23 protein-coding genes are annotated in these 24476 nt (G+C 39.0%); 20 read left to right on the top strand and 3 right to left on the bottom strand.

Annotation, left to right across the window (positions count from 1 at the left end):
• Nucleotides 1-14 precede the first annotated feature (14 nt).
• From EM4838_RS06765 to EM4838_RS06710, 12 genes are all read left to right on the top strand, one after another.
• Nucleotides 15-1781, top strand: coding sequence for a glycoside hydrolase family 13 protein (locus EM4838_RS06765; protein ID WP_071867083.1), 1767 nt, complete (start codon nucleotides 15-17; stop codon nucleotides 1779-1781).
• A gap of 98 nt (nucleotides 1782-1879) precedes the next feature.
• Entirely contained in the window at nucleotides 1880-3139 is a 1260-nt protein-coding gene (locus EM4838_RS06760) for an extracellular solute-binding protein (RefSeq protein WP_071867082.1), read from the top strand.
• Between the two features lie 144 nt (nucleotides 3140-3283).
• Entirely contained in the window at nucleotides 3284-4582 is a 1299-nt protein-coding gene (locus EM4838_RS06755) for a carbohydrate ABC transporter permease (protein WP_071867081.1), read from the top strand.
• A gap of 2 nt (nucleotides 4583-4584) precedes the next feature.
• Nucleotides 4585-5436, top strand: coding sequence for a sugar ABC transporter permease (locus EM4838_RS06750; RefSeq protein WP_071867080.1), 852 nt, complete (start codon nucleotides 4585-4587; stop codon nucleotides 5434-5436).
• A 12-nt stretch (nucleotides 5437-5448) separates the two neighbouring features.
• On the top strand, nucleotides 5449-6270 hold the full coding sequence (locus EM4838_RS06745; RefSeq protein WP_071867079.1) for a maltodextrose utilization protein MalA: 822 nt from the start codon (nucleotides 5449-5451) through the stop codon (nucleotides 6268-6270).
• 176 nt (nucleotides 6271-6446) lie between these two features.
• Nucleotides 6447-7613: an SAM-dependent methyltransferase gene (locus EM4838_RS06740; protein ID WP_071867078.1), complete on the top strand. Its 1167-nt coding sequence runs from the start codon at nucleotides 6447-6449 to the stop codon at nucleotides 7611-7613.
• 182 nt (nucleotides 7614-7795) lie between these two features.
• On the top strand, nucleotides 7796-8446 hold the full coding sequence (locus tag EM4838_RS06735) for a PepSY domain-containing protein (protein ID WP_071867077.1): 651 nt from the start codon (nucleotides 7796-7798) through the stop codon (nucleotides 8444-8446).
• 83 nt (nucleotides 8447-8529) lie between these two features.
• The gene (locus EM4838_RS06730; RefSeq protein WP_071867076.1) at nucleotides 8530-9471 is read left to right on the top strand and encodes a dihydroorotate oxidase; all 942 of its coding nucleotides are present in this window, start codon (nucleotides 8530-8532) and stop codon (nucleotides 9469-9471) included.
• Nucleotides 9472-9617: 146 nt separating this feature from the next.
• Nucleotides 9618-11075: an amidase gene (locus EM4838_RS06725; protein ID WP_071867075.1), complete on the top strand. Its 1458-nt coding sequence runs from the start codon at nucleotides 9618-9620 to the stop codon at nucleotides 11073-11075.
• 263 nt (nucleotides 11076-11338) lie between these two features.
• Nucleotides 11339-12028, top strand: a complete 690-nt coding sequence (locus EM4838_RS06720) for a hypothetical protein (RefSeq protein WP_071867074.1) — start codon at nucleotides 11339-11341, stop codon at nucleotides 12026-12028.
• A gap of 7 nt (nucleotides 12029-12035) precedes the next feature.
• On the top strand, nucleotides 12036-12998 hold the full coding sequence (locus tag EM4838_RS06715; RefSeq protein WP_071867073.1) for a sce7725 family protein: 963 nt from the start codon (nucleotides 12036-12038) through the stop codon (nucleotides 12996-12998).
• Nucleotides 12999-13011: 13 nt separating this feature from the next.
• Complete coding sequence (locus EM4838_RS06710) at nucleotides 13012-13518, top strand: GNAT family N-acetyltransferase (RefSeq protein WP_071867072.1); 507 nt, start codon at nucleotides 13012-13014, stop codon at nucleotides 13516-13518.
• A 30-nt stretch (nucleotides 13519-13548) separates the two neighbouring features.
• Here EM4838_RS06710 and EM4838_RS06705 read toward each other — a convergent pair whose 3' ends face one another.
• From EM4838_RS06705 to EM4838_RS06695, 3 genes are all read right to left on the bottom strand, one after another.
• A complete protein-coding gene (locus tag EM4838_RS06705; RefSeq protein ID WP_071867071.1) occupies nucleotides 13549-14109 on the bottom strand; it encodes a guanylate kinase in 561 nt (186 codons plus the stop codon).
• Nucleotides 14110-14278: 169 nt separating this feature from the next.
• On the bottom strand, nucleotides 14279-15460 hold the full coding sequence (locus tag EM4838_RS06700; RefSeq protein WP_071867070.1) for a NupC/NupG family nucleoside CNT transporter: 1182 nt from the start codon (nucleotides 15458-15460) through the stop codon (nucleotides 14279-14281).
• A 412-nt stretch (nucleotides 15461-15872) separates the two neighbouring features.
• Nucleotides 15873-17375 carry a DUF1846 domain-containing protein gene (locus EM4838_RS06695; RefSeq protein WP_071867069.1) on the bottom strand — a complete coding sequence of 501 codons (1503 nt, stop codon included), beginning with the start codon at nucleotides 17373-17375 and terminating at the stop codon, nucleotides 15873-15875.
• Between the two features lie 159 nt (nucleotides 17376-17534).
• On the opposite strand from EM4838_RS06695, the gene EM4838_RS06690 reads away from it, so the two are divergent.
• The 8 genes from EM4838_RS06690 (at nucleotide 17535) to EM4838_RS06655 (ending at nucleotide 24462) form a co-directional block, all read left to right on the top strand.
• Nucleotides 17535-17726, top strand: a complete 192-nt coding sequence (locus tag EM4838_RS06690; RefSeq protein ID WP_010735437.1) for a hypothetical protein — start codon at nucleotides 17535-17537, stop codon at nucleotides 17724-17726.
• A 191-nt stretch (nucleotides 17727-17917) separates the two neighbouring features.
• Nucleotides 17918-18796: a viral A-type inclusion protein gene (locus tag EM4838_RS06685; protein WP_071867068.1), complete on the top strand. Its 879-nt coding sequence runs from the start codon at nucleotides 17918-17920 to the stop codon at nucleotides 18794-18796.
• Nucleotides 18796-19872 carry a hypothetical protein gene (locus EM4838_RS06680; protein WP_071867067.1) on the top strand — a complete coding sequence of 359 codons (1077 nt, stop codon included), beginning with the start codon at nucleotides 18796-18798 and terminating at the stop codon, nucleotides 19870-19872. The genes EM4838_RS06685 and EM4838_RS06680 overlap by 1 nt, the downstream gene beginning before the upstream one ends.
• A gap of 116 nt (nucleotides 19873-19988) precedes the next feature.
• On the top strand, nucleotides 19989-20381 hold the full coding sequence (locus EM4838_RS06675; protein WP_071867066.1) for a DUF4430 domain-containing protein: 393 nt from the start codon (nucleotides 19989-19991) through the stop codon (nucleotides 20379-20381).
• A 30-nt stretch (nucleotides 20382-20411) separates the two neighbouring features.
• Nucleotides 20412-21386 (top strand): cation diffusion facilitator family transporter, encoded by a 975-nt coding sequence (locus EM4838_RS06670; RefSeq protein WP_071867065.1) that lies wholly within the window; start codon nucleotides 20412-20414, stop codon nucleotides 21384-21386.
• A gap of 265 nt (nucleotides 21387-21651) precedes the next feature.
• Nucleotides 21652-22431, top strand: a complete 780-nt coding sequence (locus EM4838_RS06665; RefSeq protein WP_071867064.1) for an AzlC family ABC transporter permease — start codon at nucleotides 21652-21654, stop codon at nucleotides 22429-22431.
• Nucleotides 22424-22741 carry an AzlD domain-containing protein gene (locus tag EM4838_RS06660; RefSeq protein WP_071867063.1) on the top strand — a complete coding sequence of 106 codons (318 nt, stop codon included), beginning with the start codon at nucleotides 22424-22426 and terminating at the stop codon, nucleotides 22739-22741. Before EM4838_RS06665 ends, EM4838_RS06660 begins: the two co-directional genes overlap by 8 nt.
• Before the next feature lie 128 nt (nucleotides 22742-22869).
• The gene (locus EM4838_RS06655; protein ID WP_071867062.1) at nucleotides 22870-24462 is read left to right on the top strand and encodes a polysaccharide biosynthesis protein; all 1593 of its coding nucleotides are present in this window, start codon (nucleotides 22870-22872) and stop codon (nucleotides 24460-24462) included.
• Nucleotides 24463-24476 lie beyond the last annotated feature (14 nt).

Here is a 24476-nt window from a genome sequence, read left to right as displayed (position 1 = left end):
AAGGGAGGACTGAAATGAATACTGCAGCAATTTATCATCGACCCGAAAGTGAATTTGCTTATTTATACAGTGAGACAACAATGCGGATTCGCTTACGTACAAGTAAAGATGATGTCAAACACGTTTCTGTGATCAGCGGAGATCCATATACGATTTTCTCAGAAAATTGGTATTTAAAAGAACAACCAATGAAAAAAGGGTTAAGTACACTTCTTCATGATTACTGGGAAATCGAGTTGACGAGTGATACTAGACGATTGCAATACGGGTTTCACATCGTGGGAATTGATGGGATGGATTGTTTTTACGGAGACCAAGGAATATTCCCTTATCAAGAAGAAACATTGGCGAATGCAAACTATTATTTCCGTATGCCATATTTTCAACAAATCGATCGCTTCAAAGTACCTGAATGGGCAAAACAAACGATTTGGTATCAAATATTTCCTGAACGCTTTGCGAATGGTGATCCAACAAATGATCCTAAAGGGACGTTGCCTTGGGGAAGTAAAGACCCGGATCGAGAAGATTTCTTTGGCGGAGATCTTCAAGGGGTGATCGATCATCTCGATTACCTAGCTGATTTAGGGATCACAGGGATTTATTTCTGTCCTGTTTTTGAAGCAACCTCGAATCACAAATATGACACGATCGATTATTATGCGGTCGATCCACAATTTGGTGATAAAGAGTTATTGAAAGAGTTAATCACAAAAGCGCATGATAAAGGAATCCGAATCATGCTGGATGCCGTGTTCAATCATATGGGTAGTCATGCACCACAATGGCAAGATGTGATCGAAAATGGCGAGAAATCCCGCTACAAAGACTGGTTCCACATCCATTCATTTCCAGTGGATGCCTATCAAATGACAGATGTTCCTGAAACAGCCGAAAATCTGGCATATGATACGTTTGCATTTACGCCATTTATGCCTAAGCTCAATACAGCAAATCAAGAAGTACAAGATTATTTATTAGATATTGCCACGTATTGGGTCAAGGAATTTGATATCGATGGATGGCGGTTAGATGTAGCAAATGAAGTGGATCATCATTTTTGGAAGAAATTCAGAGAAGCGGTCACTACGATCAAACCTGATATTTATATTTTAGGTGAAATCTGGCATTCTTCTCAAGCTTGGTTACAGGGCGATGAATTCCATGCGGTGATGAACTACGCCTTTATGGATTCGATCAAAGACTATTTCGTCCATAAAAAAATCACACCCACTCAAATGGTCAGTGGCATGAATCATCAGCAAATGCTATATCGTGATCAAGTCAATGAAGGAACATTCAATCTATTGGATTCTCATGATACAGCAAGAATATTGACTTTGTGTAAAGAGGACAAGGAACTGATGAAATCAGTGTTAGCTTTCATGTTCTTACAAAAAGGGGCGCCTTGCATCTACTACGGAACAGAAATCGGCATGACAGGTCATGATGATCCTGACTGTCGAAAATGTATGGTCTGGGAAAAGGACCAGCAAGATCTTGAATTGAAGGGGTTCGTCAAAGAATTGATCTGTGTGCGTAAACAAGTGCAACAAGTGTTGATTGAAGGGGATCTGACTTGGCGATCGGTCGACGATAAAAACGAACAAATTCATTTGACTCGTCATCTCGATCAGCAAACCATTCATGCTTATTTCAATCAAGGAACAGAACCGTACTTGGTCGATTTAGAAAATGATGTTTTATTCAGCCAAAATTGTGACATCTTAAAAGACGGCAAAGCTGAAGTCCAAACGAATGGATTTTTGATCCTTTGTTAAGTTGTTATCGGTAACATAGAGAAAGCGTTTGCAAATCAAGCTTTTGTAAACATATAATCAAATTGTAAGAGGAATAGAATAGAATCGGAGGAAAAAAAATGAGTAAACAGTTGCTAAAAAAATTCGGGTTAGGTGCATTATCTTTAGGGTTTATCGGGGGACTTGCTGCCTGTGGTAATGGCGGTTCTTCAACTGCAGCAAATGAAGAAGATGGAAAAACATTGACGATTTCTGTCGATTCTGGCTACAAAGATTATGTCAATGAGATCAAAACAAAATTTGAAGAAGATAACGACGTAAAAATCAAGTTAGTCGAAAAAGACATGTTCGAACAATTAGAATCGCTTGCGTTAGATGGTCCTGCAGGAAAAGCACCAGATGTCATGATGGCAGCTTATGACCGGATCGGAGCATTAGGGCAACAAGGACATTTGGCAGAAGTGAAATTGGGGAACGAAGCAGATTACAATGATACGGATAAAGCTCAAGTAACGTACGAGGATAAAATCTATGGAGCACCGGCAGTTATCGAGACACTAGTTTTATACTATAACAAAGATCTAGTTGACACTGCACCGACAACTTTCAAAGATTTGGAAGCGTTAGCAAAAGATGAACGTTTCAATTTTGAATCTGAAGAAGGAACGAATACAGGATTTTTAGCAAAATGGACTGATTTTTATTATTCATATGGCTTGATTTCTGGTTACGGTGGGTATGTATTTGGTGAAGATGGAACAGACCCATCTGAAATTGGGTTAAACAATGCAGGAGCAGTAGAAGGAATCACTTATGCCACAGATTGGTTCCAAAATGTTTGGCCTAAAGGAATGCAAGATATCAAGAGTGCTGGCGACTTTGTCAACCAACAGTTCATGTCAAACAAGACAGCAGCGATCATTGATGGACCATGGCAAGCACAAACTTATCAAGAAAACGACATCAATTATGGCGTATCAAAAATCCCAACATTGAATAATGGTGAATCTTATCAACCATTTGGTGGAGGAAAAGGTTGGGTCGTAAGTAACTACTCTAAGAATAAAGAAGTGGCTCAAAAATGGTTAGATTATGTAACCAATACAGAAAACCAAGAAAAATTCTTTGAAATGGTCAACGAAGTACCAGCCAATCAAGCGGCTCGTGAAACAGCAAAAGGCACAAATGATGAATTGACGACTGCAGTTATTGAACAATATGAAACAGCACAAGCAATGCCAAATATTCCAGAGATGGCAGAAGTTTGGACAGGCGCAGAAAACTTGATGTTTGATGCTGGTTCAGGCAGAAAAACACCAAAAGAATCGGCTGACGACGCGGTGAAGACGATCAGCGAAGCAATTGAGCAAAAATATTAATTAGATCATCAAAAAGGTTGGAGCTGTGAAGGAAATTGCTTCTCAGCTCCATGTTTTACCTTTGATGAACGTGAGATGATTTTATAGAAAAGGCGCTTCAACATATAGCACCTGTTTTTAGTATCAAGAGGGGGGAACAACACCATGCAACAAGAAGATACAGCGGTCAATGTCAAAGGCACGATGTTACGTTCGATCATTCCAGGATTGGGTCAATTTGCAAATGGTCAAGTATTTAAAGGGGTCGTATTTTTAGCACTATTTATCGGATTTATCATCCAAATGGTTTTAGGTGGTTTTCAATCCTTAATTGGTTTAGTTACTTTAGGTAGTGTACCAATGGAAGATCACTCATTATTTATGTTGATCCAAGGAACTTTGCAATTGATTGTGACTGCCTTGTTTTTATTTTTTTATTTCATCAATCTAGTAGATGCAAAACGTGTCGCAGTCATGAGAAAAGAAGGAAAAAAGATCAATCGAACAATGAAGGAAGTCATACATAATGTGGGTGATGAAGGCTTTCCTTATCTCTTGACGCTTCCAGCGTATCTATTGATGATTTTCACGATCATCTTTCCGGTTCTAGTGACATTATTTACAGCATTTACAAATTATGATTTCAAACACATCCCACCAGCAAGTTTGATCGATTGGGTGGGAGCAGAAAACTTCTTCAGTATTTTCTTTTTAAGTTCTTATCGAAACACGTTTGTTGCCGTATTCTCTTGGACCGTCATCTGGACGCTTTGTGCAACTACCTTACAAATCACGTTAGGTGTATTTACAGCAGTAATTGCGCATCAGAAATTTATCAAATTTAAACGTGTTTTTGGAATTATTTTCCTTTTACCATGGGCAGTCCCAGCATTTATCACGATCATGAGTTTTTCGAACATCTTTAACGATAGTGTGGGAGCAATCAACACGCAAGTCATTCCATTCTTGAATAATATCCCTTTTGTAGATATTGCCTCCGTTCCTTGGAAAACTGATCCGAACTGGACAAAAGTCGCAATCATCTTGATACAAGGCTGGTTAGGTTTTCCTTACATCTATGTGATGGTCACAGGTATCTTACAATCGATTTCTGAAGATCTTTACGAAGCAGCGAAAATCGACGGTGCGAATGCTTGGCAGCGCTTCTCAAGTATCACGCTTCCAGCAATCTTTCTTGTAGCAGCACCAACGTTCATTACGCAGTATACAGGGAACTTCAATAACTTCTCCATGATCTACCTCTTCAATAATGGGGGACCGGGAAGTGTCGGTGGTGGTGCAGGATCAACAGATATCTTGATTTCGTGGATCTATAAATTGACCACTGGGACCTCGCCACAGTATTCGATGGCTTCTGCGATCACGCTGATCATTTCGATGATCGTCATTGCCGTTTCTCTGTTGGTATTCAAGAAAACTAATGCGTTCAAAATGGAGGACTAGTCATGAAAAAATTTAGTACGAGTGCTAAGTTCCAACGGAGACTTTCGCATTTCTTTACTTATGTGTTTTTGATCCTATTGTCGATCATTATCATCTATCCGTTATTGATCACAGCTAGTACTGCTTTCAAACCAGGGAATATTGCTGCTTTTAGTTTGGATTTCACCGGTGATTGGACCTTAAATAATTTTTCTCGCTTATTCAATGAAACCTTGTATGGCACGTGGTATAAAAATACGTTGATCATTTCTGTTTTAACGATGGTCATTCAAGTAACTGTTGTGACACTTGCCGGTTATACGTATAGTCGTTATCGTTTCATCGGAAGAAAATCAAGTTTGATGTTCTTTCTAGTGATCCAAATGGTACCAACGATGGCAGCATTGACCGCTTTTTATGTGATGGCCTTTCTATTAGGTGCATTGGATCGTTATTGGTTCCTGACAATGATTTATATCGGTGGCGGAATCCCAATGAACACTTGGCTGATGAAAGGGTACTTCGATACAGTCCCAATCGATTTAGATGAATCAGCTAAATTGGATGGCGCAGGACACTTTAGGATTTTCTTGCAAATCGTCTTGCCATTAGTCAAACCAATGATCGCAGTCCAAGCGCTTTGGGCATTTATGGGACCATTTGGTGACTTCATGTTGGCACGTTTCCTACTTCGTACGCCTGAAAATCAAACAGTCGCAGTTGGATTACAAACCTTTATTTCTGATGTAACCAACCAACGCGTTTCTCTGTTTGCGGCGGGAGCGATCTTGATTGCTGTACCAATATGTTTATTGTTCTTCTTTTTACAAAAAAACTTTGTGACCGGACTGACATCAGGCGGTACCAAAGGTTAGGAGTCGTTTGCTATGGATAAATTCCCACTCAATTACTTTTCAAGCTTAAGAAGTCCAAAACAGTTGTTTCTAGGTAGAAAACAACTCACTTGGCCAAAATTTATCATGATCTTTCTGTTTCTGATTTCTTTTATGGTCATGCCCATTACTTTATTTTATACGAATCAAGTCTCGGCGATCCCGATGGAACAATTCTTATCGGTGAATACGTTGATCGATCAGGAAGGGGTGGCACGCTTACGTGAACTACAACTTACCAACGGTCGCTTAACAGCTGACTCTGAGATCATCAGTGTAACAAACGATGTCATCATCGGAACAGCACTGACAACAGAAGAAATGGCAGAAAGAGGAGCCGCAATCAATTTTGAAGAGACCAGTTGGACGATTCGTCAAGAAGAGGATGGACAAACACGAGAATATAGGATGTCGTATCCCTCCTCATTTGATTTTATGAGAATGACAAGTCCTAAGGAGTTTGAACAGTTTTTAGAGAATGAATTTTATGCGAGTAATCGACCGATGATCATTTTATCTTACAGTTTGACGTTGGGTATTTTATTATTTATCATGACTGGCTTGATTTTGTTCGGCGCTGCCTTCTTTTTATGGCTAACAAGAAAAAGCAAATTTTCTTCTATAAAAAACTTTAAAGAGAGCGCAAATTTGATGTTGAATGTTCTAGGTGTGAGTTCGATAATTGCTGGTTTTGTCGGTTTCATCCATTTTGATTTTGTCTTGATGATGGGAATCCAGTCGACCATAGCCGTTTTATTGTTACTATGGATTTTTGCTAAAACTGGCTTCAAAGATTCAAAAGCGATCCAAGTCTGATCGAATCAAAAAATGAAGAATGTAAGAGGGGAAGCAGAAATGTCTCCGTCCTTGCATTCTTTATTTTTGTGTTTCTGAAATTTTCAAAAAGCTTTTATTTATTACCTGTAATCTGTTGATTCTTTGGCGAAATAGGTATAACGTAATAGTGTAATTTTTGTTTTAGGAGGATCATTATGTTAGAAAAAACAATTTATCATCAACTATTTTCGCACTCTTTTTCACTTCCAGTAGAAGTCACATATTGGGATGGAACGACGAAGCAGTATGGGGATACCGATAACCCTCCGCAAATCAAGATCACGTTCAATGAAGAGATCCCAATCAAAGAGTTGACTAGAAATGCTTCTCTTTCTTTAGGGGAAGCTTATATGGATCATCGCATTGAAATCGAAGGAAACATCCAATCATTGATCAATGATGCTTACAGTCATACCGATAGTTTCTTGCGTAGCAAAGATTATCTGAAGTGGTTACCAAAAAAAGAGAAACACACAAAGCAACAAAATAAAGCGGATATCCATGCTCATTATGACTTAGGCAATGATTTTTATCGCTTATGGCTTGATTCAACGTTGACGTATTCTTGTGCTTATTTCAAAACTCCAGAAGATAGTCTGGAGCAAGCACAGATCAATAAAGTCCATCATATTTTAGATAAGCTATTTATCAAAGAAGGGGAATCCCTCTTGGATATTGGTTGTGGCTGGGGAACGTTACTATTTACTGCTGCAAAAGAATATCATGTCAAAGCGACTGGTATTACTCTTAGTGAAGAACAATACAACTTCATCACCAATAAAATCAAAGAAGAGCATCTAGAAGACCAATGTCGTGTGTTTCTAATGGATTACCGTGAGTTGAAAGGGGAGACTTTCGATCATATCACCAGTGTGGGGATGTTCGAACACGTAGGGTCAGAAAATCTACCTGAATATTTCAAAGTAGTCAAAGATTTGTTGAAACCTAAAGGAACTGCTTTGATCCATGGAATCAGCCGACAACAAGGTGGTGCAACGAATGCGTGGATCAATAAATATATTTTCCCTGGCGGTTATGTACCAGGTGTGACGGAACTGATTAAGGATATCACGGAAAACGATCTACAAGTGATCGACTTAGAAAGTTTACGTCGTGATTACCAATGGACATTACAACATTGGACACAACGTTTCCATGCGGTTCAAGAGCAGGTGACTCAGGAGATGGGTGATCGGTTCTATCGTATGTGGGATCTTTATTTACAAGCCTGTGCCGCATCCTTTGAATCGAGCAATATCGATGTGATCCAGTACTTGTTAGTCCATCCAGGGAACAATTCGATCCCAATGCATCGAAAATAACTAACTAATTTTTTGTTTTTTTTATTTAAATGAAAAGAACCTGTTTTTACTTTTTTACGTAAAAACAGGTTCTTCTTTTTTTTTAAAATCAGACTGTAGACCGATTTTTCATGGTATCGGCTGACAGTATTCACTCTTTTCGTTATACTGAGAATAGATACCTAATAAAAAGGAGAATTGTTATGAAATCAAAAGTTATTTTTACAGGCTTATTTTCTTTACTACTTTTAGCGGGGTGCCAGCCAAACCAAACAAATACCCCTTCAAGTACGACCAACCAGTCGTCAGAAACGACCGTAACTTCTACGAATAAGACAGAAGAATCTAGCACAACTGCTGGTTCTGCTGCTTCTAGTGATTCATCCTCTTCACAAACAGCAAACCCTGATATTCAAGTTTCTGCGGATCGCGCGATTGAATTATTCCAAAACAAATACCCAGATGCAGCAATCACTAGCTTAGAACTCGATAGTGATTGGGGAAGCTACTTCTACAAAATTGAAGGTGTCGATGATCAAAACGAATATTCAGTGAAAATCAATGCGATGGACGAAAAACTTGAGGCAGAGAATCCAGAGCAATTAGATCGTGACGAACAAAACGGCCAGAAAAAATCAGAAGACGGTTTAGATGTCAGCAATCTGATCTCGATCGAAGAAGCTGGGAAAATCGCGGTTGAAAAAGTTGGCGCTGGAACTGCTACAGATTGGGACCTTGATAAAGAATTAGGAACTACTTATTGGGATGTCAAAGTGAAAAATGGCAACCAAACGACAAATGTAAAAATCAATAGTCAAACAGGAGAAGTATTGTCTTCAGAAATCGATGATTGATCGAACATTCGATAAATTTTTGTTGATTTTGTTCGCTTAAATGATACACTAGAAAAAACGCTTTATTAAAAGGAGAGAATAACTTGAGCTTAACGACTACTTTCTTAAATCATTCTTTTGAAAATCCCTTGATGAACGCTTCTGGTGTCCATTGCATGACTACAGCGGAATTAGATGAACTTGCACATTCGAATGCGGGGGCGTTCATTACAAAAAGCTGTACCATCAATGAGCGAGCAGGAAACCCTGAACCTCGTTATTATGATGTGCCACTGGGGAGTATCAATTCGATGGGCTTACCAAACTTAGGTTTTTCCTATTATCTGGATTATGCATTGGCCTACGAGAAAGAGCATGGACAAGAACAACCATTGTTTTTCTCGATTGCCGGTATGAGTGCAGAGGAAAATCTGGAAATGTTGAAGTTGATCGAAGAAAGTGATTACCAAGGGATCACTGAGCTGAATCTTTCATGCCCGAACGTTCCAGGAAAACCGCAGCTAGCTTACGATTTCGAGGCAACAGCAGCTTTATTGAAAGAAGTCTTTCAAGTGTTCTCAAAACCGTTGGGGATCAAACTTCCTCCTTATTTTGATTTCGCCCACTTTGATCAAATGGCGGAAATCTTGAATCAGTACCCGATCGCCTATGTGAACTCGATCAACAGTGTGGGAAATGGCCTTTATATCGATACTGAGAGTGAAACAGTCGTCATCAAACCAAAAGATGGTTTTGGTGGACTTGGAGGAGAATATATCAAACCTACTGCGTTAGCGAATGTCCGGGCATTTTATACCCGCTTGAAACCAGAGATCAAAATCATCGGTACTGGCGGTATCCGCAATGGACAAGATGCTTTTGAACATTTATTATGTGGCGCAAGTATGTTACAGATCGGCACGGAACTTCACAAAGAGGGAGTAGCTATTTTTGATCGTATCAGTAAAGAATTGGAGACGATCATGGCGGAAAAAGGCTACCATTCAATCGACGAATTTAGAGGGAAATTACGCTCGATGTCGTAATACCTCTTTCATTCTTATAACTAGAGTAGAACACTTGAAGCATTCAGCTGCTTTAAGTGTTTTTCTATTTAGAATAAGAGACTAGGCGTAAACATTGTTGCTTTTTCTGTCATATGAGAAAATAACCGTAACTGAGGAGGGAGAGCATGAAAGATGCAACATATCTTGCGAATGGTTTAAAAACAAAGCAATTCAGCTCGGAAGAACTTTTTACAGAAACAAAGCGAAAAATCGAAAAGCTCAATCCAGAAATCAACGCATTTGTCACACTTGAATCACTTGATTTCCAATCAAATGGAAAACAACCACAATTGGAGAGTGATTCGCTACTAGCAGGAATCCCATTTCCTTTAAAAATGCTAGGACAAGAAAAAAAAGGCTGGTTAGCAACTTCTGGTTCACGGATTTTTGAACAACACCGAGCGTCTAAAAATTCGAATTATGTCCAAGCAGTTGAAAAAGCTGGTTTAGTTCCATTTGGACAAACGAATGCGCCTGAATTTGGCTTTAAGAATATTACCGATCCACAATTATATGGCCCAGCACGAAACCCATGGAACTTGGCATACTCTCCAGGAGGATCAAGTGGCGGAGCTGCAGCGGCAGTTGCGGCAGGGATCGTTCCGATGGCAGGTGCCAGTGACGGGGGTGGTTCGATCCGTATTCCAGCCTCATTTTCTGGCTTGATCGGCTTGAAGCCATCAAGAGGAACAATGCCAGTCGGTCCAAATGCTTGGCGAGGCTGGCAAGGAGCGTCCATCGACTTCGGATTAACGGTTTCCATGAGAGATACGAAAGCGTTGTTCCACGCTTTACAAGGAATCAATAGTGGGGCACCTTATCAAGTGACACCAGCATTTTGGCAACAGCATCCAGTAAAGGAACGTTTGAAAATCGCTGTCTGTGTTGATTCACCAATCGGCTCGAAAGTAAGTGTAGATGCTCAAATTGCTATTCAAAATGCACTGCATTTTCTAGAACAATCAGGACATGAAATCGTTGAGATTCCATATCCTTTAGATGGACGTACATTGATCAACTCCTATTATCAAATGAATGGTGCTGAAACGGCAGCAATGATCGAGTCGATCGAAAATGGGTTGCAGCGAGGGATAGAAAGCAACGAGCTGGAGCCAATCTCATGGACAATATGGCAATATGGTAAAAAACTTTCTGCAGCAGACTATGTGCATTCATTGCACGTATGGGATCATGCAGCTGTCACAATGGAAAGCTTGTTTGAGTCCTTTGATTTGTTTCTTTCGCCAACCACTGCGGATACTGCGCCTAAAATCACAGCTGACTTACAAAGTGACTTGATCCGTCAACAGATGGCTGATGTCCCTCATTTATCGGCAGATGAAGGGTTGGCAGTCGTGTCAGCGATGTTTGAAGAGAGCTTGACGATCACTCCTTATACACAATTAGCGAACTTAACTGGGCAACCTGCAATCAGTCTACCTACACATGTTAGTGAAGAAGGATTGCCACTAGGGATTCAGTTTATGGCTGCCAGAGGAAGAGAAGACTTACTGTTTCAGATTGGGGAATTATTTGAAAAACATGGTTTGTTTTATCTTCCACCAGAAATCGAGAAAGCGTAAGAGAGTATAGAACAAATGAATCGTGTAATTTTTAATACGGCATAGCACTCAGGTAGAAGATTTTACCGTTGAGCTGATCGATCAATAAAAAACGAGTTCAATTGAAAAGACGAAAAATGTGATGTTTTAGTTGCATTTTTCGTCTTTTCTATGTTGCTTTTTTATTGTTAGACAAGTCGCATACAAAAAAATAAAATGGTAGTTGGATTATCTTGGCTTTTCAGGTAGAATAAAAAGCGAAAATATGTTCGGAGGTGAAATGTATGAAAACTCCTTTAACGATCGAGCTGGAATCATCGTTGTATCATTATTGTATCGAACAGGGAGGGATCGTGGTCGAGGAAGTGACAATGCCTGAGGATCATGGAATCGTGGACACATTAAGTTGTCTGATGAAATTTGACGGAACAAGAGAATGGCGCTGTTATGAATTGAAAGTCACAAAAGCTGATTTTCGTTCAACTGCTAAATTGTCCTTTGTTGGCCACTATAATTATTTTGTTTTACCAAAAAATTTATATGAAGAAGTCAAAAGTGAGATCCCACCAGAAATTGGTGTATTAGTTTATCGTTCGTATGCACTAGAAGAGGAAATGCCTGTTCCTGGAACTTTTATTATTGCAAAAAAAGCAATGCGCCGTGAGTTAGGTGTAGCAGAAGAGGCATTGACTAATCGTTTTATGGCTTCATTGTTTAGAGAAGTCAGAAAGGCCAAACAAATGGAACGGGGAGTAAAATATTTCCCTTCAGATCAGCTGTACAAAGAATTAAAAAAACGCTCAGAAACGCAAGATCCTTTCTCAAAAGAACGCTACTATGAACGGTTTATTGAAGAAATCGAAAGTCAAGCAATCCATGATCTGCAAGAAGAAAATCGTGCCTTGCGACAAGAACAGGACTGGTTGCGCCAGCAACGTCATATTCGACGTCTGCCAACTGAACCAATGGAGTGAATAATATATGTATTATCCTTATTTACGTGGCAAACAATTCGATCTACTTGCATTAAAGGAAAGTTTGAATCGTGGACTTTTATCCACTAAGATTCAGCCAATCATCGAGCCAGTACGTGATTCGGCGACGCTAAAAAATGTTGTCGAGTTGTTTCAAAAAAAGAATCATCCGCTGATTATCATAAAGAATCCGCAAGTGGGTCAGTTCAAACTGTTCGATCAACCGATTCACACATGGGTGACCAGTGAAGATAGCTCGTTAGCAGAGGCAGAGATCATTACGCCGAGCAATTATGAAAGAATGATTGAATCACCCCCGCCATTCATTATTTTTGATGGACAACATCAACCTAGAGAAAATGCGATTTGGCAAGCTTTGATCAAAACTAATGCGACATTTTTCATTCCTGATTCTAGTCGCTTACGCATGCAATTGCCTAAGAATAAAATCATTGTCCGTGATCAATTTCAAACGAGACGGCATGTGGAAAATTATGCAGAAAAAAATGATGATTTTTTTAGCGATGATCATCTTTTCTTTCAAATGGATGGCTATCATGGGTTTTCCGATTTTACGATCGAAGGCAGTCGTTACTTCGATAAAGGATTTCCCAGTCGAGCGTTGGCCTTGCATATTACATACGTCGATGCTTATGGGAATATGCGAATCAAACACTTCATTTCAGATACCAATGATTCCGCAAAAGATCAAGCATTGAAATTTATGGAAGCAGCCAATAAAATGTACGGTTGGTTGATGAGGAACCATCAACAAATTTATATCACGGAAGGATTACTTGAGCTTGTCAGCTTGTATCGCCAACAAAAATTCCCGGGTCTGGGAGTTTTGAAGAAATGGACATTGTTACATCATCTTGAATTAGTTAGTCAGCTTTTAGATCATCCGACAGACTGGTTACGCAGTGGTTCAAGAATAGACAAGCTATACAAGTTGATCACAGATCAATAAAAGGAGCAGAGATATGTACCTTAGAAAAACTACATTAGATGATGTGCCGAGAGTGCTACAAATCATTGATCAAGCTGCAGCATACCTTGCTGAGCAAGGATTGCCTCAATGGCAGGGAGAGCAAAAACCATCAAAAGAACGAATCATCGAAGACATTGAAAGGCAGGAAAGCTTCGTCTTGATTGACGAAGAAGACATCGTTGGCACTGCGGCGCTTGTTGCAGGCATTGATCCGGTCTATACAGCAATTGCAGGAAATTGGGAGGGGAGAGAGCCGTATCTTTCCATCCATCGAGTTGCTCTTGATCAAAATGTAAGAGGAAAAAGACTTGGCAAACAATTATTAGAACATTTATTGACCGTTGCCGCATGTCAAGGAATCAAGGACGTTCGGATCGATACTTTCCCCACCAATCATCCAATGGAAAAAACGATTTACTCGGCAGGTTTTCATTATTGTGGCATGATTGAATTTCCATTCACACACGGAGAAAGAAAAGCCTATCAAAAATTATTGTGAATTGCTCAAAACCAAAAGCAAGCCAACTGTTCAGCGATGATCCGCTGCATGGATGGCTTGCTTTAAATTTTTTGTTTCGATTTCTAACGTCTGATTATTTTCAAATGAGATCAAGGTAGGAATAAGTGTTAATTTTTCAAGTTCTTTTTGATCTTTTTCAAAGAGAGCGAGCCTTTGCCTGATTTTATCTGGTGAGTCTCCGCGAAGTACAAATCGTTCATACAACTTTTCTTTTGCTACTGTGATGAAGACAGGTACGATACAACGACCAAATTGTTCATACAAGTGCCAAAAACCTGGGGCTGTAAGGACCGTGAAGCAGTCACCCTGTGCAAGCTTCGTTGAGATCTCTTGTTTACTTGAGCCATAATAGTGATCGGCGTACCGATCCCATTCGGCAAATTCCTGATGGGCGATCATTTCTTCAAAGGTCTCTTGAGAAACAAAATGGTAATCAAGGTGATTTTTTTCATTTTTTCGTGGGGGGCGGGTCGTATACGTAATGATCTTTTGTTGTGGAGAAAAAATTGCATGAGCTAGTGTCGTCTTTCCGGAACCAGAAGGCCCAATAAATACATAACATTTATTCATAGGAAATATTCCTTTCTATAGTTACATGATCAAAGACATGTACATAACTAATATATACCGAAAAGTGGAAATCTGTCATTTAAAATAAAAAAACTTAACCAATTTAAACAGGTCATCTGTTCAAACCAGCCAAGTTCAGTATACTTAAATGTTAAAATAAAAGATAGCTTTATACCAGTATACCAGTAACAATTGCGCTTAAAAAGCTGACTAATGAAGCGGTGAACAAAATTTTCAATCCATGTTTTGCTACAAGATTACCTTTTTCTTCATTCAACCCTTTCATTGCCCCTGAAATGATCCCAATTGAAGAGAAGTTCGCAAATGATACTAAGAAGACTGATAAGATAGCGGTGGTACGTTCTGTAAATTCAAAAGTCCCAGTCGATAATTCAGTCATTGCTACAAACTCATTTGTCACAAGTTTTGTTGCCATGATACTACCGGCATCAACCGCTTCTTTCCAAGGAATCCCACTGATAAATGCAAATGGCGCAAAAATATACCCTAAAATCTGTTGGAAGGTAATCCCAAAAATCCCGTTGAACAAGGCATTGATCATAGCAATCAAAGCAACAAAACCGATCAACATTGCAGCCACCGTGATCGCTACATGGAAACCATCTAAAATATATTCGCCTAACATTTGGAAAAATGTTTGTTCTTTGTCTTCTTCAATCACTAATTCATCTTCTTTTTCGTCTAACTCATAAGGATTGACGATCGAAGCAAGAATATACCCACCAAAAAGATTCAACACTAAAGCAGTGATCACGTATTTTGAATCAATCAATGCCATATAGGAACCCACGATGGACATCGAAACAGTTGACATTGCAGAAACACTCATCGAGAACAGACGCTTTTCTGTCAAGAAAGGTAGTTCCTTTTTGATGGAGATAAAAACTTCTGATTGGCCTAAAATTGCTGAAGCAACACCATTATAAGATTCTAATTTACCCATTCCATTGATTTTACTCAATCCTAAACCGACTGCTTTCATAAATAAAGGAAGAATCTTGATGTAACGCAAAATCCCAATAATTGCAGAAATAAAGACGATTGGCATCAACACATTCAAGAAGAATGGGGCACTTCCAACGTTTGTTACACCTCCAAAGACGAAATTGACACCTTCACCGGCAAATGCCAGTAAGTGATCAAATAGCTTGGCTAGCATCGCAACAACCGCTGTACCAAAAGTCGTACGTAGTAAAACAAACCCAAACGCAAATTGCAAAACGAGCATGATGATCAATGGTTTGCGTTTGATGGCTTTTCGATCGCTACTGATCAAAACCGCTAACCCAAAAATTAAAAGTAAACCTATTATTCCAATAAACTGACTCAAAAAAATCACTCCTTACCAAATTCCGTTTAATTCTACATGTTATTTTTAAAGAATACGAATCTTTTGAGAGAAATTTCATGAGATTTTTAGACTAAAGCGTATACATGGAAGAGAGGGGAAAGACAGGTGTCTTTTAATGGGGAGGAGTGGATCAGGAAATCCTAAATTATTGATTTACTTTAACGGTGGTGGCATATATATCTACTTATATTTATTAGCTAACTATGACCTGAACCTGTTAGATAAATAACACCTTTACTTTATTATTTTCCTTTGAAACCTGTAAAAGTCAGAAATAGAAGCAGCTTCTAAAAAAAGAGTACCCACAAAAATTTGAGCAATTTTCATGGATACCACCTTATTTTTCGAGGTAACTTCTATTTTTCTATCTTAGCCATCTTCGAAGAATTATTTATTGATAATACAAGTTTTCTGAAGGGTAAACAGGCGCACTAGTGATGTCGATACCTAATTGTTTCAGGTTTTGTTCATCATTCTTATTGATCATCACAGTTGAATGTGCTTGCGCACCTTCAAGTTCTGCTAATTTTTCATAAGCAACTTGTGCGATTGGATTAGTTACTGCACTGATTGATAAAGCAATCAACACTTCATTGAGATTGAGTGTATCGATCGAAGAGTGCAATGCCTTACTTTTAAGTCCTTGGATCGTTTCCAAGACGAGAGGCGATAACAACGGAATGTCATCAGAGATGTGGGCGAGATATTTGATCGCATTCAAGACAACAGCAGCCGAAGCATCCATTAATTGACTTGTCCGACCGGTAAGGATCACTTGGTCAGGAAGTTCGATCGCAATCACTGCCATCGATTCAGTACTAGTCGCTTGACTAGTTTTTGCATACTCATGAGCAGGGGTCACGACTTTACGGTCTTCGGGACGTAAACCGACTTCCTCCATGATCAATTTGATACGATTGACGGCATCTTCATCTGTCAAACCTTTTTTAAAGTCACAAGCCGTTTGGAAATAGCGTCTGATGATCTCTTGTTTCGAGGCTTCCTGTACGACTTCATCATCCGTGATACCGAAGCCTACGCGGTTGACGCCCATATCAGTAGGAGACTGGTAGACCGATTCCTTACCAGTGATTTTTTCGATGATCCGTTTAATGACTGGGAAAGTCTCTATATCACGATTGTAGTTGACTGCCACCTTATTATAGGCATCAAAATGAAAAGAATCGATCATATTGACATCTTTCAAATCGACTGTTGCTGCTTCATAGGCAATGTTCAAGGGATGTTTCAATGGAACATTCCAAACAGGGAAAGTCTCAAATTTAGAGTAACCTGCTGCATTGCCTTTTTGGCTTTCGTGATACAGTTGGTTCAAGCAAGTAGCTAATTTCCCACTACCTGGACCAGGAGCTGTCACGACAACGATTGGTTTCGTTGTTTCGATGTATTCGTTCTTGCCGAAACCCTCCTCTGAAACGATTTTTTCAACATTGATCGGATAATCCTCGATTTCAGCGTGTTTATAGACTTTGATATTCCGACGCTCCAATTTATTGATAAATACTTTAGTTGCTGGCTGTCCGTTATACCGGGTGATCACTACACTATTGATCGATAATCCATATCCTCGCAATTCATCGATCAAGCGCAAGATATCCATATCATATGTGATCCCATAATCACCACGAATCTTATTCCGCTCGATGTCACCAGCATACACACAAATCAAAATCTCCGCTTGGTCACGCAACTTTTGCAATAATTTGATTTTAGCATCTTCTTCAAATCCTGGTAAGACACGTTTGGCATGCTTATCATCGACTAATTTTCCACCAAATTCTAGATACAACTTATCATAATGATGAACGCGTTCAAGGATATACGCAGATTGCTCTTCGATATACTTTTCTGAGTCAAAACCAATTTTTTTCACTTGTTTCCCTCCTTAGCTACTCTCGCATTTTTTCATTTTTTGAAGGTTTCGTCAACTATCAATTAAGTATATAAAGAAATTTCAAAGAAAAAACAAAAGAAACATGCTTGTCTCAGAAGGCATTCATTGGTATGATAGGTTTGATAAGGAAGGTGTCCTATGAAAAAAAGACAAAAAAAGAAAAACGCGTACAAACAGTATATACGCTCAATTTTTACAGGATATGAGCATATGCTAGAAGATAGTGAACTAAATGAATTAAAGTTCTCTTACTTAAATGAAGAAACATTACTTACACGAGATGAAAATCAACGCATCCATTTTACAACAAGAGATTTACCCAAAAAATAAAGCTAAGAGCGGGGAATCGCTGACCCGCTCTTTTATGTTTTCTAACTTTCAATTAATACGAGTAAAAGTAATTTTTGTTCTAAGTCAGCGCATACTTAGTAACACTTTTTTCTTAGAAAATGATACTATTGGATTACATAGAATAATTGATGGAAAATTGATGCGTTCAAAAGCAAGAGGAGGCCAGTAAGATGATAGACCCACAGACGAACGAACATTATGATGAAAACGAACAAGAGGAAGCATCTTCGTTTTACGATATCAAAGAAAAAGCAAGTATGAATCTTTCACAATTATTAGAAGATCTACAAGCTTTTGAACAAGCTGTCCGCGAGGAGAATATTCCCGCGATCTATCAGTTATACAATGGACGCTTGAACGATGAGCTTAAAAAAAGCTCAAATGAAAATCATGAGATCGATCAGCTGTTGATGCGTAAGATCCATGACCGTTTCTTGCAAGAATTTCCCTTCATGAAACACACAGAGACCATCTCTCCGACGATGAGTTATTACCAGATCGGCACCTATTTTCATGAGCGAGCAACGATCGGGATCGATGCTAGCTTACCTGAAATCTTTGTATTACCGCAAATCGATGAGGAATGGGAGAACTATGCGACACAACAAACCCATGATTTTGATAAAAAAATCAATGAGTTAGAGGCAAAAGTGATCACTGCAAAAACAGAGATCGAGCGTTTAGAAGAGACCATCAAAGAGATCGATCGACAAATCACTGAGTTAGATGATACGAAAGGATTCTTAAATCGTAAAAAAATAGACGAAGAAATCCAAGCGTTAGAACAAAAGAAACAAGCACTCGAAAATGAAAAATTAGGTTGGTTGCCTTATATCGAAGAACCAGAAAAAATCCAAAAACAAAAGCAAACCTTATTACATGAAGAAAAAGCGGACCAGTTACGCGCTGCAATCGTTGAAAAAGAACAACGTCAAATCAAAAAGTATTTTGGTGACATGGAAGGTTTCAGACAGTCGATCCATCATTTCTTGATGTCGTACCTTGGCAGTGAAAACCCTGAAATAGTAGAAGAGGGAGGGGACGAGTGATGACAAAACAAGAAGATTTAGACCTACAAGAAGTAACAGCTGAAAATCATGGAACGACCGAGCCAGTAGAAGAAGCATCAAGCACCGACAAAGAGATGGCGAATGAAGTAGAAGAAATTCGCGAAGAAGCCAAAATCCATGAAAAAGAAAAAGTCGTCCCAAACTCGACGAATCAAACAGATAATGCGCGTTCAACGATCGAGCAAGCGGTCAATGAAAATCAAGCATATCTTTCTGGTAAACAACATGATCACGAAGACATCGTTGACTTGATTGCAGCCGCAGAAGAAGAGTTAGCTGATTTACGATTACGCAAATATTTGATCGAAGCGGATTTCAATGAGTTATTGGTCGCATATCATCGCTATGTGTTAGAAGATACACCGATTTCTGCCATTGCTAAGACAAGTTTGATCGAATACTTCGCTTACGAGATATTAAAACCATTGAATGATATCGGCTTGGAATTATCCAAACAAGCATATGATGTATGGGAAACAAGATATTTTTCAATCAATTATAGTTTGACCCCACAAAAAGAATTGATGTTCTCATTTGTGTTACCGACGATCGACCAACGATACCAAGTAGAATCCATCAATTTGATGCGAGTATCCCCAGAACAAATGACGATCGAGATCGATGATGACCGAGTGTTAGCATTGATTCGTCATTGGTCTGTTGAACGAGTGTTTTCGGCTAGTCAGATCACGATTTTCAATCACAAATTGAATCAATTATTTGCTTATGCACGTAAATTAGGCTTTACGGTCGATCAAACCTTGTTAGACAACACGAAGCCACTAAGATTAGATATTGCAAGTAAGTTTCCAGCCACGCAAGAAGTGTTAGATGATATTTTTATTGTCACAATGAAAAATCCACAGTATGATATGGAGAAATTAGACGACACGACTTATAAGGTGTTGCTTGATAAAGGACAGTCGCTCCAAATTTCTCTTAAAGACACAACACGGACAGATCTAGCGATTTCTTCTGGTGACTATCATCGTTCAGTGATCGATTTCTTTATCAATTATGAATTTTTAGTACCTTTGATGGTTCGCAAAGATTGATGGAAAAAGAGCAATCGTGCGATATATATTTCAGAATGATCGACTCAGATGATCGATGAAAAAAGAGCCAAGGAATCGGGTTTCTCCTTGGCTTTTTTATACTTAGGAGGAGTAAAATGAAAAGAATAGGAACCAGTTTGCTCATTGTCTGTTCGATGTTGCTTTTCTTTACCGGTTGTACAGATCAAGAGACAAAAAAAGCGGATCCAAAACCGTCATCCATGGTGTCGAATGAAACAGCAACTATCACCTTGCAAGAAGATGGGGTCGATACCTTAGTAAAAAAAGTGACTTTCCATACAGGAGAAAACCTACTGGATGTGCTGGAACAAAACTTTAGTGTGGAAGAAGACAAAGGATTTATTACTTCGATCAATGGCCAGAGCCAAAATACTGAAGAAAAAAAATATTGGATGTTCAGTGTGGATGGTAAAAATACAAAAATGGGCGCAAAAGAAACGATTTTAAAAAATAATCAAACCGTCATCTTTAATTTAGATACTCTTTGATGTTGTTAAGAATGAAAGGAAGAAAAAGCAATGGAGAATTTGAAGAAGAGCGGAATGTTTTCTGTATTGGCAGCGTTGGGTGCTAATCTCTTAGTTGCGTTTAGTAAATTTGTCGGTTATGCCATCAGTGGCAGTGCCGCTATGTTGAATGAAAGTATTCATAGTATCGTTGACTGTAGCAATCAAGTATTACTACTAGTCGGTGACAAACGTGCGAATCGTGGTCAAAGTGAATTACACCAATTTGGCGAAGGACGAGCAAAGTATTTTTTCAGTACGATTGTTGCCATGATGTTGTTTTTTGGCGGGGGGGCGCTAGGTGTGATGGAAGCTTTTGAAAAACTTACCCATCCCGCCCACGAAGTTGGTAATCCTTGGATCGTCATCCTGATTCTATTATTTGGTCTCGCTATAGAAGGTAGTTCATTACGAATCGCAATGAAGGAAATCCACGAATTGAATACTGAAAACCTTTCAACCATGCGCTTTTTACGCGAAAGTCGCCACAGTGAGATCCTCGTGATCTTCACCGAAGATCTCTGTGCTGTAATTGGTCTCGTTCTTGCCTTAGTCGGCACTGGGTTGACCATGGTGACAGGGATCGCTGCTTTTGATGCCATCAGTGGACTATTGATCGGCTTTTTATTGATGGGTGCTGCTATCTTTCTGGCAAAAGAATTTTATAGTTTGATTATTGGCGAGAGCGTGACTACAACAGATTTGAAAAAGATCAAATTTGCTTTTGAGCGAAATGAAGTGAATCGCGTCATTGATATCAAAACTGTGCACTTAAGTCCGACAGAGATTTTAGTTGCGGCAAAAATCGATCTAGATGAAAACAAAGAATACCAAGTACACATGATCATCAATGATATTGAGCGGACGATCCGTGAACAATTAAAGGATAAAAAAATCTATATTTACATTGAAACAGATAAATATGATCCAAATTATTCGCAAATAAAGAAAACACAAGAAACGACGATAGAGAACGTCGAGAAATAATTTAGAAACTAGTGTTATTTTTTACTTATAAAAAAGTTTGATAGCAAAAAAAAACTCGTTTATATATAGAATAAAATCATCGGAAAAGTAGGAGGAAAATGAATTTCCTCTTATATTTTTCGATGATTTTTATTTTTTTTAATAGTTGTGCTTTGAAAATGAGAAAAATATCATGTTGTTTAACGATAAAACGGCTACATTTTTATTTATTTATGTTACAATTAGTCCGCTATTTATTTGTTGTAAATTGAAGGAGATATCGTTAATGAATAAACAGAAACGGGCGCCTTGGCAGGATTCGCTACATGCTTCGTTGCCACTTTGCCTTAGTTATATCCCAGTTGGGTTAGCTTGCGGAGTCTTACTGCAGCAAGTTGGCTTTGATCCACTCTTAGCTGGTCTATTATCTATCTTAGTATTTTCTGGTGGCGCACAATTCTTAGTTGCCTCTATGTTAACCACACAAGCGCCATTTTCAACTACACTTTTGATGGTTTTTTTCTTAGAACTACGGTATATTTTGCTAGGGTCGAGTCTTTCAGGCTTTATGAAGAAAGAAAAGCGATTCTTTTTAGCTGTGTTCTCTCAATCATTGAATGACGAAAATTATGCAGTCAATTATTTGAAGTATTCCACTGATCCCACTTGGGACAAGCGAAAAGCTTTATATGTCAATTGGTTTTCAATGGGGGCTTGGGCGATCAGCAACATGGTCGGAAATATTTTTGGATCAGTGATCCGAGTGGATACGGATTTGGTGCATTTTGCCTTAACTGCTATGTTTATTTTTATGTTCATCATGCAAATGAAAAATGCTTTACTCATCTTCACAGGGATCTTTTCTGGGATACTCAGTGTCATATTCATGGTACTTTTCCAAAACACTTTCGGTTTGATCGTTGCAACATTGATTGCTTCTTCAGCAGGTTTTGTATTAGAAAGAGCCTTCAAGAAGGAAAAAGAAAAGAAATCCAGCAAAGAGACCCAACCTTTGAATGAGCCATTGTTCCATTTCCCAGAACAGGAGGTGCAACATCATGAATGAGTGGTACTTGTTGTTATTGGTGATCAGCTTATTTGTCGTTGCCTACATTCCACGAGTTTTTCCTATGCTTTATTTTACACATCGAAAAGTGCCTAAATGGTTTAGCGAATGGATGAAATATGTACCAGTTGCTTTGTTTGCAGCGTTAGCCTTCAAAGATGTTTTTATCACGCATGAACATTTAGATATTGCGTGGAACATCAAAATTGTTGCAATGCTATTTGTAGCAGGTGTTGCTTATAAGACTCGCTCAATGGCGTTGTCTGTCATTACAGGACTTGCGTCTGTGTTTTTATTATCAATGTTATAGAATTTCTTAAGCTTCTCCAAAAAATTGGGGAGCTTATTTTTTTGTTTTCCTCAACGAGTTGTCCTCCATGTTTTTTTTGTTATAATAGGGAAGATGTTTATTCTAATAGAGATAGTTGAGGTTGACATATGAATAAGAAATTGATGCAAGGGACATTTTGGCTTACCTTTGCCAATCTACTCTGTAAAGTTTTAGGTGTCGTTTATTTGATTCCTTGGTTAAGTATGATGGGAAACAATCAAGATGGCATGTTAGCAACTACCCTTTATAATGTGGGCTATTTACCATATGGCCTTTTCCTGATGTTAGGTACTGTTGGGTTTCCAAATGCGATAGCAAAAAAAGTCGCGGTGGCGACAAAAAATGGTGATGAACAAGCTTGTCGGGTCATTTTTCGCAGTACGATCAATATCATGTTCGTTATCGGGATCATATCTGCCGTATTGATGTATTTGTTTGCTCCCGCTTTGGCGAAAATCAGTCCGATCTCGAATGTCGATAACGGTATTTTAGCGATTCGTAGTCTCTGTCCTTCCTTAGTAGCGATCCCAGTATTAAGTGCGATGCGCGGTTACTTCCAAGGAAAAAATCATCTTCGCCCTTACGGTACTTCCTTGATCATTGAACAGGTGATCCGTGTGATCGTGATCTTAGCTGGTACGTATTATTTGCGTGTGTTGACAGATGGCACGATTGTGCAAGCGGTATTGATCAGTACTGTTGCTTCTTTCTTCGGTGGACTTGCGGCTATTGGTCATATGTTTGTTGTCGGACGGCAAAACGATTATTTCCGTTTAAAAGATTTCTGGATCTCAAGTCGCTATTTCCAAAAAGACAATCGTTCTGCGTCTGTTTCGATCATTCGAGAAACCTTACCATTCATCTATGTTGGTTCGGTGATCACGATCGTGCAAATGATCGATCAGGTGACGATGAAACCATTCTTACATTTATTCAGACCGGAAATTGCCGACCAACAACTCGAATTTTTGTTTAGTCGTGCATCAGTCAATCCGAACAAATTGACACTGATCTTGATTTCAATGGTCGGAACGGTCGCAATCAGTAGTCTGCCGATCCTAAGTACATTAGGAAAAAAAGACCGACTACAGATTGAAAAAACAGTCGGGGACAGCTTCTCGATTGCTTTATTGATCCTTTTGCCTTCGCTAGCAGGGATGTCCTTATTAGCAGGACCGTTATACACCTTGTTTTTTGGCTATGATCCAGAGAGTGTCGGCTACTTCCAGATGGCACTTTTAGCTTCCTTGTTCTTCTCGTTGTTTACGATTTTATCGACGATGCTCCAATCATTGAATCATCATTTGGTTGCGATCAAACTGACAACAGAAGCTATTATTTTAAAAGTCGTATTCCAAGCGATTGGGTTAGCTTTATTTGGCGGATACGGAATGAGTTTATCTAATACAGTGGCTTTTGCTTTTGTGTTTGTTCGTGGGTATCTTTATTTATCAAAAGAATACCGCATCTCGCCATTCGCAAAGATCAGTCATTTCTTCTTGAAGACGTTTCGTTCGACAATGGCCATGTTGCTTCTATGCTGCATTCTTTTCTTCGTGTTGAGTCTTTCCTTATCCATGACATCAAAAACGCATGCAGTCATTTATTGTGTGGTGATCGGTGGTGTCGGCGGCTTGACGTTTGCCTTTGCCCAATTTGGCAGAAATGCCATGCAAATGGTCAAGAATTTCAGACGATAAAGGGATGCAGTGGC

The sequence above is a fragment of the Enterococcus mundtii genome (genome assembly GCF_002813755.1).
Classification (GTDB): domain Bacteria; phylum Bacillota; class Bacilli; order Lactobacillales; family Enterococcaceae; genus Enterococcus_B; species Enterococcus_B mundtii.
The sequence above is the reverse complement of the archived record's forward strand: the minus strand, read 5'-3'. Positions and strand labels throughout refer to the sequence as shown.

Excerpts from the sequence above, each read along its gene's own strand:
- EM4838_RS06705 (WP_071867071.1), bottom strand. The coding sequence starts at position 14,109 with ATGAATAAATGTTATGTATTTATTGGGCCTTCTGGTTCCGGAAAGACG.
- EM4838_RS06760 (WP_071867082.1), top strand. The coding sequence starts at position 1,880 with ATGAGTAAACAGTTGCTAAAAAAATTCGGGTTAGGTGCATTATCTTTA.
- EM4838_RS06750 (WP_071867080.1), top strand. The coding sequence starts at position 4,585 with ATGAAAAAATTTAGTACGAGTGCTAAGTTCCAACGGAGACTTTCGCAT.
- EM4838_RS06670 (WP_071867065.1), top strand. The coding sequence starts at position 20,412 with ATGGAGAATTTGAAGAAGAGCGGAATGTTTTCTGTATTGGCAGCGTTG.
- EM4838_RS06665 (WP_071867064.1), top strand. The coding sequence starts at position 21,652 with ATGAATAAACAGAAACGGGCGCCTTGGCAGGATTCGCTACATGCTTCG.
- EM4838_RS06755 (WP_071867081.1), top strand. The coding sequence starts at position 3,284 with ATGCAACAAGAAGATACAGCGGTCAATGTCAAAGGCACGATGTTACGT.
- EM4838_RS06685 (WP_071867068.1), top strand. The coding sequence starts at position 17,918 with ATGATAGACCCACAGACGAACGAACATTATGATGAAAACGAACAAGAG.
- EM4838_RS06735 (WP_071867077.1), top strand. The coding sequence starts at position 7,796 with ATGAAATCAAAAGTTATTTTTACAGGCTTATTTTCTTTACTACTTTTA.
- EM4838_RS06725 (WP_071867075.1), top strand. The coding sequence starts at position 9,618 with ATGAAAGATGCAACATATCTTGCGAATGGTTTAAAAACAAAGCAATTC.
- EM4838_RS06710 (WP_071867072.1), top strand. The coding sequence starts at position 13,012 with ATGTACCTTAGAAAAACTACATTAGATGATGTGCCGAGAGTGCTACAA.
- EM4838_RS06655 (WP_071867062.1), top strand. The coding sequence starts at position 22,870 with ATGAATAAGAAATTGATGCAAGGGACATTTTGGCTTACCTTTGCCAAT.
- EM4838_RS06715 (WP_071867073.1), top strand. The coding sequence starts at position 12,036 with ATGTATTATCCTTATTTACGTGGCAAACAATTCGATCTACTTGCATTA.
- EM4838_RS06745 (WP_071867079.1), top strand. The coding sequence starts at position 5,449 with ATGGATAAATTCCCACTCAATTACTTTTCAAGCTTAAGAAGTCCAAAA.
- EM4838_RS06765 (WP_071867083.1), top strand. The coding sequence starts at position 15 with ATGAATACTGCAGCAATTTATCATCGACCCGAAAGTGAATTTGCTTAT.
- EM4838_RS06740 (WP_071867078.1), top strand. The coding sequence starts at position 6,447 with ATGTTAGAAAAAACAATTTATCATCAACTATTTTCGCACTCTTTTTCA.
- EM4838_RS06680 (WP_071867067.1), top strand. The coding sequence starts at position 18,796 with ATGACAAAACAAGAAGATTTAGACCTACAAGAAGTAACAGCTGAAAAT.
- EM4838_RS06675 (WP_071867066.1), top strand. The coding sequence starts at position 19,989 with ATGAAAAGAATAGGAACCAGTTTGCTCATTGTCTGTTCGATGTTGCTT.
- EM4838_RS06720 (WP_071867074.1), top strand. The coding sequence starts at position 11,339 with ATGAAAACTCCTTTAACGATCGAGCTGGAATCATCGTTGTATCATTAT.
- EM4838_RS06660 (WP_071867063.1), top strand. The coding sequence starts at position 22,424 with ATGAATGAGTGGTACTTGTTGTTATTGGTGATCAGCTTATTTGTCGTT.
- EM4838_RS06690 (WP_010735437.1), top strand. The coding sequence starts at position 17,535 with ATGAAAAAAAGACAAAAAAAGAAAAACGCGTACAAACAGTATATACGC.